Origin of the sequence: Pseudomonas sp. NBRC 100443, assembly GCF_030268185.1 — a bacterium.
GTDB lineage: Bacteria > Pseudomonadota > Gammaproteobacteria > Pseudomonadales > Pseudomonadaceae > Pseudomonas > Pseudomonas citronellolis.
Map to the genome: position 1 here is coordinate 183631 of NZ_BSQE01000014.1, position 14531 is coordinate 198161.

General features: G+C 67.8%; 15 protein-coding genes and 1 pseudogene. 9 read left to right on the forward strand and 7 right to left on the reverse strand.

All coding sequences use genetic code 11. From position 1 onward, the window contains the following. Positions 1–124 precede the first annotated feature (124 nt). The 4 genes from purE to QSJ95_RS19370 all read left to right on the forward strand — a co-directional run bounded on the left by purE (position 125) and on the right by QSJ95_RS19370 (position 2768). Positions 125–616 carry a 5-(carboxyamino)imidazole ribonucleotide mutase gene (purE, locus tag QSJ95_RS19355; protein ID WP_009614245.1) on the forward strand — a complete coding sequence of 164 codons (492 nt, stop codon included), beginning with the start codon at positions 125–127 and terminating at the stop codon, positions 614–616. 8 nt (positions 617–624) lie between these two features. Further along, positions 625–1710 (forward strand): 5-(carboxyamino)imidazole ribonucleotide synthase, encoded by a 1086-nt coding sequence (locus tag QSJ95_RS19360; RefSeq protein ID WP_069862960.1) that lies wholly within the window; start codon positions 625–627, stop codon positions 1708–1710. Positions 1711–1823: 113 nt separating this feature from the next. Further along, on the forward strand, positions 1824–2069 hold the full coding sequence (locus QSJ95_RS19365) for a GlsB/YeaQ/YmgE family stress response membrane protein (protein WP_009614240.1): 246 nt from the start codon (positions 1824–1826) through the stop codon (positions 2067–2069). Positions 2070–2225: 156 nt separating this feature from the next. Beyond that, positions 2226–2768: a DUF3299 domain-containing protein gene (locus QSJ95_RS19370; RefSeq protein WP_285644631.1), complete on the forward strand. Its 543-nt coding sequence runs from the start codon at positions 2226–2228 to the stop codon at positions 2766–2768. Positions 2769–3052: 284 nt separating this feature from the next. Here QSJ95_RS19370 and QSJ95_RS19375 read toward each other — a convergent pair whose 3' ends face one another. From QSJ95_RS19375 to QSJ95_RS19385, 3 genes are all read right to left on the reverse strand, one after another. Continuing rightward, positions 3053–3964: a D-hexose-6-phosphate mutarotase gene (locus QSJ95_RS19375; RefSeq protein ID WP_285644633.1), complete on the reverse strand. Its 912-nt coding sequence runs from the start codon at positions 3962–3964 to the stop codon at positions 3053–3055. Between the two features lie 83 nt (positions 3965–4047). Next, positions 4048–4731 (reverse strand): GNAT family N-acetyltransferase, encoded by a 684-nt coding sequence (locus tag QSJ95_RS19380; RefSeq protein WP_009614234.1) that lies wholly within the window; start codon positions 4729–4731, stop codon positions 4048–4050. A 13-nt stretch (positions 4732–4744) separates the two neighbouring features. Then, positions 4745–5194 carry a GNAT family N-acetyltransferase gene (locus QSJ95_RS19385; protein WP_058071629.1) on the reverse strand — a complete coding sequence of 150 codons (450 nt, stop codon included), beginning with the start codon at positions 5192–5194 and terminating at the stop codon, positions 4745–4747. Positions 5195–5299: 105 nt separating this feature from the next. Between QSJ95_RS19385 and pdxR the strand changes: the two genes are divergently transcribed. Beyond that, on the forward strand, positions 5300–6766 hold the full coding sequence (gene pdxR / locus QSJ95_RS19390; RefSeq protein WP_285644636.1) for a MocR-like pyridoxine biosynthesis transcription factor PdxR: 1467 nt from the start codon (positions 5300–5302) through the stop codon (positions 6764–6766). A 65-nt stretch (positions 6767–6831) separates the two neighbouring features. Here the strand turns inward: pdxR and QSJ95_RS19395 are convergent, their stop codons facing one another. Continuing rightward, positions 6832–7011 carry a hypothetical protein gene (locus QSJ95_RS19395; RefSeq protein WP_285644638.1) on the reverse strand — a complete coding sequence of 60 codons (180 nt, stop codon included), beginning with the start codon at positions 7009–7011 and terminating at the stop codon, positions 6832–6834. Beyond that, a complete protein-coding gene (locus tag QSJ95_RS19400; protein WP_024128866.1) occupies positions 7004–7564 on the reverse strand; it encodes an HdeD family acid-resistance protein in 561 nt (186 codons plus the stop codon). The genes QSJ95_RS19395 and QSJ95_RS19400 overlap by 8 nt, the downstream gene beginning before the upstream one ends. Positions 7565–8000: 436 nt before the next feature. On the opposite strand from QSJ95_RS19400, the gene betI reads away from it, so the two are divergent. From betI to betA, 3 genes are all read left to right on the forward strand, one after another. After that, a complete protein-coding gene (gene betI, locus QSJ95_RS19405; protein WP_043270284.1) occupies positions 8001–8594 on the forward strand; it encodes a transcriptional regulator BetI in 594 nt (197 codons plus the stop codon). Between the two features lie 46 nt (positions 8595–8640). Further along, positions 8641–10113, forward strand: coding sequence for a betaine-aldehyde dehydrogenase (gene betB / locus QSJ95_RS19410; RefSeq protein WP_064584902.1), 1473 nt, complete (start codon positions 8641–8643; stop codon positions 10111–10113). Between the two features lie 117 nt (positions 10114–10230). Then, positions 10231–11916 carry a choline dehydrogenase gene (gene betA, locus QSJ95_RS19415; RefSeq protein ID WP_285644642.1) on the forward strand — a complete coding sequence of 562 codons (1686 nt, stop codon included), beginning with the start codon at positions 10231–10233 and terminating at the stop codon, positions 11914–11916. Between the two features lie 220 nt (positions 11917–12136). On the opposite strand, the gene QSJ95_RS19420 is transcribed toward betA, so the two are convergent. Then, positions 12137–12541, reverse strand: a complete 405-nt coding sequence (locus QSJ95_RS19420) for an acyl-CoA thioesterase (protein ID WP_009614218.1) — start codon at positions 12539–12541, stop codon at positions 12137–12139. 263 nt (positions 12542–12804) lie between these two features. Between QSJ95_RS19420 and QSJ95_RS19425 the strand changes: the two genes are divergently transcribed. Further along, a complete protein-coding gene (locus tag QSJ95_RS19425; RefSeq protein ID WP_285644643.1) occupies positions 12805–14115 on the forward strand; it encodes an MFS transporter in 1311 nt (436 codons plus the stop codon). Positions 14116–14261: 146 nt separating this feature from the next. On the opposite strand, the pseudogene QSJ95_RS19430 reads toward QSJ95_RS19425, so the two are convergent. Beyond that, a pseudogene (locus tag QSJ95_RS19430) lies at positions 14262–14531 on the reverse strand (hypothetical protein); the annotation flags it as partial.

Here is a 14531-nt window from a genome sequence, read left to right on the forward strand (position 1 = left end):
TACTGCGCCGCCTCCGAACCGGCCCCGCTCGTCGGTTCGTCCATGTACAAGCCACGCCCGGGACCGGAATGCGTGGCTTGTTGGTTTTTGACGCGCGGCACGCGCACCACCAAGAGGCACGACGATGAGCGTACTGGTTGGCGTGATCATGGGCTCCAAGTCCGACTGGAGCACCCTTAGTCACACCGCGGACATGCTGGACAAGCTGGGCATCCCCCATGAAGTGAAGGTGGTTTCCGCCCACCGCACCCCGGACCTGCTGTTCCAGTACGCCGAAGAGGCCGAAGGCCGCGGCATCGAGGTGATCATCGCCGGCGCCGGCGGCGCCGCCCACCTGCCGGGCATGTGCGCGGCCAAGACGCACCTGCCGGTGCTCGGCGTGCCGGTGCAGTCGTCCATGCTCTCGGGCGTCGATTCGCTGCTGTCCATCGTGCAGATGCCCGGCGGCGTGCCGGTCGCCACCCTGGCCATCGGCAAGGCCGGCGCCATCAACGCCGCGCTGCTGGCGGCGAGCATCCTCGGCGGCAAGCACCCGCAATACCACGACGCGCTCAAGCGCTTCCGCACCGAGCAGACCACCTCGGTGCTGGACAACCCCGACCCCCGCGAGGCCTGAGCAGAACCATGAAGATCGGTGTCATCGGTGGCGGCCAGCTGGGCCGCATGCTGTCCCTGGCGGGCACCCCGCTGGGCATGGATTTCGCCTTCCTCGACCCGGCGCCGGACGCCTGCGCCCAGGCCCTGGGCGAGCACATCCGCGCGGACTACAGCGACCAGGGCCACCTGCGCCAGCTGGCCGACGAAGTGGACCTGGTGACCTTCGAGTTCGAGAGCGTGCCGGCCGAGACCGTGGCCTTCCTCTCGCAGTTCGTCCCGGTCTACCCCTCGGCCTCCGCGCTGCGCATCGCCCGCGACCGCTGGTTCGAGAAGTCGATGTTCAAGGACCTGGGCATTCCCACCCCGGCCTTCGCCGACATCCAGTCCCAGGCCGACCTCGACGCCGCCGCGGCCGGCATCGGCCTGCCGGCGGTGCTCAAGACGCGCACCCTGGGCTACGACGGCAAGGGCCAGAAGGTCCTGCGCAAGCCCGAGGACGTGGCCGGCGCCTTCGCCGAGCTGGGCAGCGTGCCCTGCATCCTCGAAGGCTTCGTGCCCTTCACCGGCGAAGTCTCGCTGGTGGCGGTGCGCGCCCGCGACGGCGAGACGCGCTTCTACCCGCTGGTGCACAACACCCACGAGAACGGCATCCTGCGCCTGTCCGTGGCCAGCAGCGAGCACCCGCTGCAGAAGCTGGCCGAGGACTACGTCGGCCGCGTGCTGGACAAGCTGGACTACGTCGGCGTGCTGGCCTTCGAGTTCTTCGAGGTGGACGGCGGCCTGAAGGCCAACGAGATCGCCCCGCGCGTGCACAACTCCGGGCACTGGACCATCGAAGGCTCCGAGTGCAGCCAGTTCGAGAACCACCTGCGCGCCGTGGCCGGCCTGCCGCTGGGCTCCACCGCCAAGGTGGGCGAGAGCGCCATGCTCAACTTCATCGGCGAAGTGCCGCCGGTGGAAAAGGTGCTGGCCATCGCCGACTGCCACCTGCACCACTACGGCAAGGCCTTCAAGGCCGGGCGCAAGGTCGGCCACGCCACCCTGCGCAGCAAGGACCTGGCCACCCTCAAGGCGCGCATCGGCGAAGTCGAAGCCCTTATCGGCAAGGGCTGACGCGCTCGGCCGCCCGCTTCTCATGGCGGGCTGCCGCACGGAACGCCAGGCTTTCCTACACTGTCTGACAAGGGGCGCGCCGGTTGGCGCGTCCATCCACAGGAGGGAAAGCCATGGGTTTAATCGGAACCATCGTCATCGGCCTGATCGTCGGCCTCATCGCCCGTTTCCTGAAGCCGGGGGACGACAGCATGGGCTGGATCATGACCATTCTGCTGGGCATCGGCGGCTCGCTGCTGGCCACCTACGGCGGCCAGGCCCTGGGCATCTACCAGGCCGGGCAGGCCGCCGGGTTCATCGGCGCGGTGGTCGGCGCGGTGATCCTGCTGGTCATCTACGCCTTCGTGAAGAAGAACTGAGGCTCTACGCCGGGTAGCGCTTCGCGCTGGTCATTTGCCCGGCGATCCCCAAGAATGTGCGCCGATTCCCGCTCGCCCGGCCCGGGCGGGCGGTGAAGGTCATCCGCCGTCTTCCCGTTGCGTGGGCGCCCGCTGCCGGCGCCCGAGAGCCCACTCATGCGCCGTATCCTGCTCGCCTGCAGCCTCGTGCTGTTCACCGGCCTGGCCCATGCCGCCGACATCCCGGAAACCGACTGGCTGCAACTGATGCCGCCCAGCGACCGCAAGGCGCTGGAGGAAATGCCCGAGATCGACCACAACAGCCCGGAAGCCGCCGGCACCTTCACCCAGAAGCAGGGCGGCCTGAAGCAGAAGGGCAAGCTGCCGCAGGTGATGTTCTCGACCAAGACGGTCGCCGCGCTGGACGGCAAGCAGATCCGCCTCGGCGGCTATCCGGTGCCGCTGGAGAACGACGCCAAGGGCCGCGTCACCGAATTCTTCCTGGTGCCCTACCCGGGCGCCTGCATCCACGTACCGCCGCCGCCGCCGAACCAGATCGTGCTGGTGCGCTACCCCAAGGGCATGAAGATCGACGACATCTACAGCCCGCTATGGGTGACCGGCAAGCTGAAGGTGGAGAAGGTCAGCAACGAGATGGCGGATGCGGCCTATGCGATGGACGACGCCAAGGTGCGGGCTGTGCAGGATAGTGATCTGTAGGAACGAGCTTTTCCCGGATGTGTTGGTGTTTCGGATTGACTCCGCTCCCTCTCCCCAGCCCTCTCCCTGAAGGGAGAGGGGGCTTGTCCGTGCCGAGAGAAGGAATGGTTTCAGCCGGCAATCTCTGTGCTAGCCGGCTGACTCTAAAGCATCAGCGTCTGCCCAACGGTCCCCTCTCCCTTCAGGGAGAGGGTTAGGGAGAGGGCGCTCTTCAGGCCCAGCACCGAAGCCACCAGGAAACCCGGTTCGCGAGCAAGCTCGCTCCTACGAAAAGAAAGCGCAGCCTACCCCTCCAGCCCTTCGCTCCAGATCTCCACGCTCATCGTCTCGCTCCGCCCCGGCGCCACGCTCAGCACGTCGTCCCAGACCCTTGCCGTCTCGATGCACAACATCCGCTGCCAGGCATCGTCGGCGAACTGCGACAGGCGTTGCGCCTTGTCCACCCAGGGATTCCACAGCACCGCCGAGCGCGAGTGCCCGGCCTGGATGTGGATGCCGCGCTGCCACTGCGGGTCGCGGATCACCAGGGGCCGGTCGACGTCCAGGTAGATGCGGTCGGTCTCGCCCTGGATGCGCACCACGCCGTCCTGGCGGCGTTCTTCCCAGTTCTCCAGCGTCTCGATGTAGCGGCAGCCCTGCAGGCCATCGACGCTTACCTGGCGAACGTCGCTGACGGCGAAGTAGGTGTGCAGCGCCTGGCTCAGGGCCAGCGGCCTGTCGCCGAGGTTGCGGGTGGTCAGTTCCAGGCCCAGGCGTTCGCCGAAGCGCATCACCAGGCTCAGTTCGGCGGAGTGGGCCCAGCCCGGCAGGCCCTGCCCGGCGTCGAGCTTCCAGTGCACGGACAGCGCGCCCTGTTCGTCGGCGATGTCGTCCAGTTGCCAGTCGATGCCGCGCACCAGGCCGTGGGCCGGCGGCTGGTCGCCTGCGTATTCGGTGCGCACCTGCACCGGGTTGCGCGCCAGCTCGCCGAACCACGGCCAGCACACCGGCACGCCGCCGCGCAGGGACTGGCCGCGCTTGTACCCGGCCTGCTCGCTGAGCCACACCAGCGGCGGCTGCTCGTGGGGCTGGTAGCTGAGCAACTGGGCGCCCTGCTGGGCGATCAGCGCTTCGCCGAATTCGGTGTGGATGCGCCAGCAGGGCAGCTCGTCGATGGTGGTCTGCTCGACGCGGGGGGTGATGTAGGGGCTGCTCATGGGGGGCCTCCGGCACAGCAAGGGGAAAGGATTCAGTATCACCGATCCCCCGGCGGCCGGGCAGTTCCCCGAAAAGGCTTTTTTCAGCCCTGGCGCAGGCTTTCCAGGCTGTGCTTCTGGCGCCCCTGGGCGTCGAAGTTGGCCGCGTCGAGCCAGGCTTCGAAGGCCGCCTGGCGCGTCGGCCACTCGCTGTCGAGGATGGAGAACCAGGCGCTGTCGCGGTTGCGGTCCTTGATCACCATGTGCTGGCGGAAGGTGCCCTCGTAGGTGAAGCCCAGGCGCTCGGCGGCGCGCATGGAACGCGCGTTCAGCGCGTTGCACTTCCATTCCAGGCGCCGGTAGCCCAGCTCGAAGGCGCGTCGGGCCAGCAGGTACACCGCCTCGGTGGAGGCCGGGCTGCGCTGCATGACGCGGCCGAAGGCGATGTGGCCGATCTCGATCACGCCGTCCTTGGGCGTGATGCGCAGGAAACTCAGCAGGCCGGTGATGCGGCCGCTGCTGCGCTCGCGCACGGCGTAGAACTGCGGGTCGGCGCTGGCGGCGTTGCCGGCGATCCAGGCATCGAAGGCGGCGCGCTCGGGGAAGGGGCCGTAGGGCAGGTAGTCCCACAGCACGGGGTCGGATTCCGGGCCTTGCAGGGCTTCCCACAGGTCGTCGCCGTGGCGCGCGGCGTCCAGCGGCTCCAGGTCGAGGTAGCGGCCGTTCAGGGTTTCCCGGGCCGGGGCGGGCACCGGTTGCCAGTGCAGGGCGGGTTGGGTGTCGGTCATGGTCGCGCTCCGGTCAGAGAATCTTGCGGTACTGCACGAAGCCGGAGCGGTCGGCGATCCGGTCGTACAGGTGCATGGCGTCGGTGTTGCTCTCGTGGGTCAGCCAGTGCACCCGAGAGGCGCCGGCTGCGCGGGCCGCGGCATAGACGTGCTCGATCAGCTCGCGGCCGACGCCGCCGCCGCGCAGGCCTTCGTGGACGTAGAGGTCCTGCAGGTAGACGTAGTCGCCCTGGGTCCAGCAGGAGCGGTGGAAGATGTAGTGGACCATGCCGATGGCCTCGCCGTCGCGCCAGGCGAGGGCGGCGTGCATGGGCTCGGCGGGGTCGAGGAAGCGCTGCCAGGTGACGGCGCTGGTGGCTTCGTCGATCACGGTCTTGTAGAAGCGCTGGTAGCCCTGCCAGAGCGGCAGCCAGGCGGCGTGGTCGTCGGTACTGACGAGGCGGATTTCGAGCGGTGCGGTCATGGGGTGGCCTTTGTCCTTGGGGTCTGGTGCCAGACTAGAGCGGGAATTGGTTCCGCTAAAGAGCCATTCATGGTCCAATTCGAGGAGCCATTTCCGGAGCCCGCCATGAACGCCCCGCTGCCTTTCGACCCGTCCGGCATCCGCCTGGACCCTGCCAGGGGGCTGGGCCAGCAGCTGTTCCAGGCGCTGCGCGAACGCATCCTCGACGGCCGCCTCGCCGCGCGCTCACGCCTGCCGGCCAGCCGCGACCTGGCTGCAGCCCTGGGCGTGTCGCGCAATACCGTGGTGCGCGCCTACGAGCAGCTCTACGCCGAGGGCTACATCGAAGGCCGCACCGGCGATGGCACCTACGTCGCCGAGCGCGTGCAGCCGCGCAGCGCGCCCGCCCCGCAACCCGGCAAGGTGCCCGAGGTGGCGGCGCTGGAACGTCTGCAACGGCACCACCTGCCCAGGCCGCCGCAAGGCGCGCCGCGGGCCTTCCGCGTCGGCGTGCCGGCCTTCGACCTGTTTCCCTTCGAGACCTGGGCGCGGTTGCAGGCGCGCTTCTGGCGCGAGCCGCCGGCGGACTGCCTGGGCTACGGCGACGCTGCCGGCGAATGGCGCCTGCGCGAGCTGATCGCCGCCTATCTGCGCAGCGCGCGCGGCCTGCATTGCGAGGCGGGGCAGATAATCGTCACCAGCGGCGCGCAGCAGGCCATCGCCCTGTGCGCCCAGGTGCTGCTCGCCGAGGGCGACCACGTGGCCATCGAGAACCCCGGCTACCGCGCCGCCGGCCATGCCTTCGCCACCGCCGGCGCGCACCTGCACGGAGTGGCGGTGGACGGGGAGGGCCTGTGCACCGAGCAGCTGTGCGAGCTGCCGGACTGCCGGCTGGTCTACCTCACCCCGTCGCACCAGTACCCCACCGGCGTCACCCTGTCGCTGGCGCGGCGCCTGGCCCTGCTGGAATGGGCCGAGCGCAGCGGTGGCTGGATAGTCGAGGACGACTACGACGGCGAATACCGCTACGCCGGCACCCCGCTGATGCCGCTGGCGGCGCTCGACCGCCAGCAGCGCGTGCTCTACGTCGGCACCTTCTGCAAGATCGCCTTTCCCGCGCTGCGCCTGGGCTACCTGGTGGTGCCGCCGGCCCTGGCCGAGGCCTTCGCCCGGCGCCGCGCCCTCGACGTGCGGCACTCGGAAGTCGGCACCCAACGGGTGATGGCCGACTTCATCGCCGAAGGCCACTTCCAGCGCCACGTGCGACGGATGCGCCGGGCCGCCCGGGCGCGGCGCGACGCCCTGCTGCGCGGCTGGCCGGAGGTGCCCGGCTGCGCGCCCATGCCGCCGGTGGAGGCGGGGCTGCACCTGTGCGTGCGGGTGGAAAGCCGCGAGCGCGAGCGCTGGCTGGTGGAGCGTGCGCTGCAGGCCGGGGTGGAGGTCAACGCGCTGAGCGACTACTGGCTGCCCGAATCGACGGAGCCTGAAGACGAGCGCGCCGGCCTGGTGATGGGCTTCGCCGCCGTGCCCGAGGCACGCATAGCCGAAGCCCTGAAGACCCTGCGCAAGGCCTGGCACCTTCCGCTTTCGTAGGATGGGTTGAGCCTTGGCGAAACCCATGCGGGCATGGCGATGGGTATCGCTGCGCTCCACCCATCCTACGTCGTGCCATGCGGGGGCTTTTCCTCGCGCTCGGCCCAGTAGGTCTGCCTGTGCCCGCGGCCCTGGTACTCAAGAGCCAGGGCCTCGGCCTCTTCGCGGTTCAGGCCGCGGCGCACGACGAAGCGGTTGCCGTTGTCGTCCAGGCGCCACAGGCACCAGTCGCGCGCCTCAGGCATCGAAGGTCGAGGTCTTGCGCAGGCGCAGCGCGAGCAGGATCAGCAGCACGCCGAAGAACAGCGCGTAGGCGCCGATCACCCAGACCACCGCCACCGCGCCGGCGCCGGGGTTGGCGATCATCAGCACGCCGAACAGCACCGACAGCGCGCCCGACAGCCCCAGCCACCATTCGTTGGCCAGGCTCCTGCGCAGGCGGAAGGCGGCGATGATCTGCAGCACGCCGGTGGCCAGCGCCCAGCCGGCGATCAGCATCAGCAGGCCCAGCGCCGTCAGCGCCGGCCAGAAGAACGCCACCAGGCCGGCCAGTACGCCCAGCGCGCCGACCAGCCACAGCGGCCAGATCGGCCGTTGCGACTCGCGCATGCTGGCCGCGGCGATCAGGGTGAACACGCCGTCGACGAAGGCATAGGCGCCCCAGACGATGACCAGCACGGTGAGGGCGATGCCCGGCCAGGCGATGGCCAGCACGCCGAACAGCACCGCGGCCACGCCGCGCAGGGCGATCCATTTCCAGTGCCGGCCCAGGGCTTGCCACAGGGGATGATCGTTCATGGTTTTCTCCAGCGGGGTTCGCCAGAAACCATAGCAGCCCCGCGCCATAGGGCCGGAGCTAAAAGAAAGCCCGGCGCAGGGCCGGGCGAAAGGGCCTGCCATGGGCAGGCGGGTGGCGTCGTGCGGGACGCCACCGGGGAGCCTTGGATCAGCCGGGCGCGGGCCGTGCAGGCGCTCGTAGTCGGCGCGCATGGCCTTGTGCAGGCCGAACACAGTATTGCCGCCGCGACACTTCCGGGCAGGATTCTGCGATCCTTGCCCCTTGGAACGCATCGCGGTGATGAACGGCTCGGGCCCGCTTGCACGCAGGGGCTCGGGAGGGTTCACGGAGCGCAGCTTATTCTTAGTTGATTGAACGTTCAATAAAAACAAAATAGACTGGCCCACAATGACGCCGGACGGCACAGCCACGTCCCGCGTGAGGAGAGATATCAATATGCCCAAGGTCGGTATGCAGCCGATTCGCCGTTCGCAACTGATCCACGCCACCCTCGAGGCCGTGGACCAGGTCGGCATGAGCGACGCCAGCATCGCCCTGATCGCCCGCCTGGCGGGGGTCTCCAACGGCATCATCAGCCACTACTTCCAGGACAAGAACGGCCTCCTGGAGGCGACGATGCGGCATCTGATGTCGGCTTTGAGCAAGGCCGTGCGCGAGCGTCGCGCTAGCCTGCGAACCGACGATCCGCGCGCCCACCTGCGGGCGATCGTCGCCGGCAACTTCGACAACAGCCAGGTCAACGGCCCGGCCATGAAGACCTGGCTGGCGTTCTGGGCCAGCAGCATGCACCAGCCGTCCCTGCGCCGGCTGCAGCGGATCAACGACCACAGGCTGTATTCCAACCTGTGCTGCCAGTTCCGCCGCGAGCTGCCGCTGGACCAGGCGCGCCGCGCCGCCCGCGGCCTGGCTGCGCTGATCGACGGCCTGTGGCTGCGCGGCGCGCTGTCGGGCGATGCCTTCGACACCGAGCAGGCGCTGGCTATCGCCTACGACTATCTCGACCAACAACTGGCCAAGCGCACCGGATAGCGGGCGCGGCCTTCGTGCACGGACCATAAGAGAGGACAACCGACCCATGGCTCGATTCGACGTTCAGAAGCTCTACATTGGCGGCCGCTACGTGGAGGCCAGCAGTGGCGCCACCTTCGAGACCGTCAACCCGGCCAACGGGGAGGTCCTCGCCCTGGTGCAGCGGGCTTCGAAGGACGACGTCGAGCGCGCCGTCGCCAGCGCCGTCGAAGGCCAGAGGGTGTGGGCGGCGATGACCGCCATGCAGCGCTCGCGCATCCTGCGCCGCGCCGTGGACATCCTCCGCCAGCGCAACGACGAGCTGGCCGAGCTGGAAACCCTGGACACCGGCAAGCCGCTGGCCGAGACGCGCAACGTCGACATCGTCACCGGCGCCGACGTGCTCGAATACTACGCCGGCCTGGTCCCGGCCATCGAAGGCGAGCAGATCCCGCTGCGCGAGAGCAGCTTCGTCTACACCCGCCGCGAGCCGCTGGGCGTGGTCGCCGGCATCGGCGCCTGGAACTACCCGATCCAGATCGCCCTGTGGAAATCCGCCCCGGCCCTGGCCGCGGGCAACGCGATGATCTTCAAGCCCAGCGAAGTCACTCCGCTGAGCGTGCTCAAGCTGGCCGAAATCTACACCGAGGCCGGCCTGCCCGACGGCGTGTTCAACGTGCTCACCGGCAGCGGCCGCGAGGTCGGCCAGTGGCTGACCGAGCACCCGCAGATCGAGAAGATTTCCTTCACCGGCGGCACCTCCACCGGCAAGAAGGTCATGGCCAGCGCCTCCAGTTCCTCGCTCAAGGAAGTCACCATGGAGCTGGGCGGCAAGTCGCCGCTGATCATCTTCGACGACGCCAACCTCGACCGCGCCGCCGACATCGCCGTCATGGCCAACTTCTTCAGCTCCGGCCAGGTCTGCACCAACGGCACCCGCGTGTTCGTCCCGCGCAGCCTGCAGGCGCGCTTCGAGGAGAAGGTGCTGGAGCGCGTCAAGCGCATCCGCCTGGGCAGCCCGCAGGACGAGAACACCAACTTCGGCCCCCTGGTCAGCTTCCCGCACATGGAGAGCGTGCTCGGCTACATCCAGGCCGGCAAGGAACAGAAGGCCCGCCTGCTGTGCGGCGGCGAGCGCGTCACCGAGGGCGAGTTCGGCAAGGGCGCCTACGTCGCGCCCACCGTGTTCACCGACTGCCGTGACGACATGACCATCGTCCGCGAGGAAATCTTCGGCCCGGTGATGAGCATCCTCGTCTACGACAGCGAAGAAGAAGTCATCCGCCGCGCCAACGACACCGAGTACGGCCTGGCCGCCGGCGTCGTCACCCAGGACCTGGCCCGCGCCCACCGGGTGATCCACCGCCTGGAAGCGGGCATCTGCTGGATCAACACCTGGGGCGAGTCGCCGGCGGAAATGCCGGTGGGCGGCTACAAGCAATCCGGCGTCGGTCGCGAGAACGGCCTGACCACCCTGGCTCATTACACTCGGATCAAATCCGTGCAGGTAGAGCTGGGCGACTACGCCTCGGTGTTCTGACCACCGCGATCGAGCCCTGAGCGGCCGGTCGCCACGACGACCGGCCTTCCGACCTTCAGACACCGGCGCGCCATGCGTCGCGGGCGGTGTCGTGCCCAGAAAAAGAGGTAGGCCTGCATGACCCAGGAATACGACTACATCATCATCGGCGCCGGTTCCGCCGGTAACGTCCTCGCCACCCGCCTGACCGAGGACGCGGACGTCAGCGTGCTGCTGCTCGAAGCCGGCGGCCCGGACTACCGCGCCGACTTCCGCACCCAGATGCCCGCCGCGCTGGCCTACCCGCTGCAGGGCCGCCGCTACAACTGGGCGTACCTCACCGACCCCGAGCCGCACATGAACAACCGCCGGATGGAATGCGGGCGCGGCAAGGGCCTGGGCGGCTCCTCGCTGATCAACGGCATGTGCTACATCCGCGGCAACGCCATGGACTTCGATGGCTGGGCGAAAGAGAAGGGCCTGGAAGACTGGACCTACCTCGACTGCCTGCCGTACTTCCGCAAGGCGGAAACCCGCGACATCGGCCCCAACGACTACCACGGCGGCGACGGCCCGGTCAGCGTGACCACGCCCAAGGCCGGCAACAACCCGCTGTTCCACGCCATGGTCGAGGCCGGCGTGCAGGCCGGCTACCCGCGGACCGAAGACCTCAACGGCTACCAGCAGGAAGGCTTCGGCCCGATGGACCGCACCGTGACCCCCGAGGGCCGCCGCGCCAGCACTGCCCGCGGCTACCTGGACCAGGCCCGCGAGCGCGCCAACCTGACCATCGTCACCCACGCCCTGACCGACCGCATCCTGTTCAGCGGCAAGCGCGCCATCGGCGTCAGCTACCTGCTGGGCGACGACAATGCGCCGAAAGAGGCGCGCGCGCGCCGCGAAGTACTGGTGTGCTCCGGCGCCATCGCTTCGCCGCAACTGCTGCAACGCTCCGGCGTCGGCCCGGCGACCGTGCTGCGCGACCTGGGCATCGAAGTGGTGCATGACCTGCCGGGCGTCGGCCAGAACCTCCAGGACCACCTGGAGATGTACCTGCAGTACGCCTGCAAGCAACCGGTGTCGCTGTACCCGGCATTGCAGTGGTGGAACCAGCCGCAGATCGGCGCGCAGTGGATGTTCCTCGGCACCGGCCTGGGCGCCAGCAACCAGTTCGAGGCCGGCGGCTTCATCCGCACCCGCGAGGAGTTCGAATGGCCGAACATCCAGTACCACTTCCTGCCGGTGGCGATCAACTACAACGGCAGCAACGCGGTGAAGGAGCACGGCTTCCAGGCCCACGTCGGCTCCATGCGCTCGCCCAGCCGCGGGCGCATCCAGCTGACCTCGCGCGACCCGCGCAAGCACCCGAGCATCCTCTTCAACTACATGTCCAGCGAGCAGGACTGGCAGGAATTCCGCGACGCCATCCGCATCACCCGCGAGATCATGGCGCAGCCGGCGCTGGACGCCTACCGCGGCCGCGAACTGAGCCCGGGGCTGGACAAGAAGAGCGACGCCGAACTGGACGCCTTCGTCCGCGAGCACGCGGAAACCGCCTTCCACCCCTCCTGCTCGTGCAAGATGGGCGAGGACGACATGGCGGTGGTCGACGGCCAGGGCCGCGTGCACGGCATGCAAGGGCTGCGCGTGGTGGATGCGTCGATCATGCCGCTGATCATCACCGGCAACCTCAACGCCACCACCATCATGATCGCCGAGAAGATCGCCGACCGCATCCGTGGCCGCCAGCCGCTGCCGCGCAGCACCGCGGACTACTACAAGGCCAACGGCGCGCCGGTGCGGGGCAAGCCGATGCGGGCTTGAGTCCTAAGCGGAATAGGGAAGGGCGCCACGAGTTGGCGCCTTTTTCTTTTTTATATAGGTGGGAGCGATAGGGAAGTAACCGGCTGAATCCGGCCTTTACGCCGGCACGAACTAGCCCCCTCTCCCTTCAGGGAGAGGGCTGGGGAGAGGGAAAAGCGATATCAGGGAGCGCAGGACTCGTCACCACTCCGAACTGCTTCCAGCTGAAGAGGACCGCCCCTCACCCCCGCCGCGGCGGCACCGGCCGCGTCCGCCCGCTGCCATCGATGGCCACGAACACGAACACCGCCTCGGTGACCTTGCGCCATTCGCTGGACAGCGGATCGTCGCTCCACACTTCCACCAGCATGCGGATCGAGCTGCGCCCGACCTCCAGCGTCTGGGTATAGAAGGACAGCTGCGCGCCCACCGCCACCGGCACCAGGAAGGCCATGCGGTCGATCGCCACCGTGGCCACGCGGCCGCCGGCGATGCGGCTGGCCATGGCGGTGCCGGCGAGGTCCATCTGCGACACCAGCCAGCCACCGAAGATATCGCCGAAACCATTGGTCTCGCGCGGCAGCGCGGTGATCTGCAGCGCCAGGTCGCCCTGCGGAATGGGGTCTTCTTGTTCAAGCTCGATCATAGGTAAGGGCCTCGTGCCCCGACGGTCTCGATTCAAGGAAAGGAAAAGCTCTCCCAAGAGTCCTGTAAAAGTGGTTTCCTACAGAAACTTGGGACAGCTTTCTGACCGACCCCGCGCATGTCGCATCGGCATTATATAGAGGCCGGCCTGCGGCAGCGACCGCAGAATGCCTGATGACAATGTTGCGCTGACGCGCTCCCATTTGCCATGGTTCGCCTTCGGCGCTCCTTGTCAGCGCCGCCAACCTGCCGAGAAGCCTTGCGATGCCTCCTGCCAATACCACCGCTGCCCGTCCGCTGACCCGCAGCGACTACAAGACCCTGTCCCTTTCCGCCCTGGGCGGCGCCCTGGAGTTCTACGACTTCATCATCTTCGTGTTCTTCGCCACCGTGGTCGGCAAGCTGTTCTTCCCCGCCGACATGCCCGAGTGGCTGCGCCAGTTGCAGACCTTCGGCCTGTTCGCCGCCGGCTACCTGGCGCGGCCGCTGGGCGGCATCGTCATGGCGCACTTCGGCGACCTGCTCGGGCGCAAGAAGATGTTCACCCTGAGCATCTTCCTGATGTCGGTGCCCACCCTGCTCATGGGCGTGCTGCCCACCTACGAGCAGATCGGCATCTGGGCGCCGCTGGCCCTGTTGCTGCTGCGCGTGGTGCAGGGCGCGGCCATCGGCGGCGAAGTGCCCGGGGCCTGGGTGTTCGTTTCCGAACACGTGCCGGCGCGCAACGTCGGCTTCGCCTGTGGCACCCTGACCGCGGGGCTGACCGCCGGCATCCTCATCGGCTCGCTGATGGCCACGGCGATCAACAGCTTCTACAACGCCGACGAAGTGCTGGCCTATGCCTGGCGCATCCCCTTCCTGCTCGGCGGCATCTTCGGCCTGTTCTCCGTCTACCTGCGCCGCTGGCTGCACGAGACCCCGGTGTTCGCCGAGCTGCAGCAACGCAAGCAACTGGCCGACGAGGTGCCCCTGGGCGTGGTGGTGCGCGAGCACCGTCCGGCGGTGGCCATCTCCATGCTGCTCACCTGGCTGCTGTCGGCGGCCATAGTCGTGGTCATCCTCATGACGCCCTCCGTGCTGCAGTCGGTCTACGGCGTCCCGGCGGCCACCGCGCTCAAGGCCAACAGCCTGGCGATCATCTTCCTCACCGCGGGCTGCATCCTCGCCGGGCGCATCGTCGACCGCATCGGTGGCGGGCGTACCTTCATCGCTGGCAGCCTGCTGCTGGGCGCGACCTCATGGTTCTTCTACAGCAGCCTGAAGACCCACCCGGACTGGCTCTTCCCTTTATATGCACTGGCCGGCCTGTGCGTCGGCATCGTCGGCGCCGTGCCCTACGTCATGGTCAAGGCCTTCCCGCCGGTGGTGCGCTTCAGCGGCCTGTCCTTCTCCTACAACCTGTCCTACGCCATCTTCGGCGGCCTCACGCCGATGGTCGTGGCGCTGCTGATGAAGGAAGACCCCATGGGCCCCGCCTACTATGTGGCCGCGCTGTGCCTGGTCGGCTTCCTCACCGGCTGCTTCCTGCTGCGCCAGGAGCGCCTGGCTGGCGAGGCCTCACTGGTTGCAAATTGATCGCTCGGACAGCTTTTTCAGAAAAGATTCAAAAAGTCGTTGACGGGGGTTTTTAACTCCCTATAATGCGCACCACTCCCAGCGACGAAGTGCTGAAAGAGCTTGAAAATCAAGCACTTAAGCAGGGTAGAAGTTGGGCGTGGTGATCAGGTGGGTGATTCACTCGCCGCCTTTGGGTTCGACAGCTGCTCCGGCAGCGAGCCAAAAGGAAGATCGCCGAGGTGCTTGACAGTGAGTTTGATCGCTGTAGAATGCGCCTCCCGCTGACGAGAAGCTCCGGCTGATCGAAAGCGCAAGCGGTTGAGTAGGAACGAAAAATTCTGAAAATAACGCTTGACGAAATAAGAGGTTGGCGTAGAATGCGCGGCCTCGGTTGAGACGAAAGAATCAACCAACTGCTCTTTAACAAGTTGAAT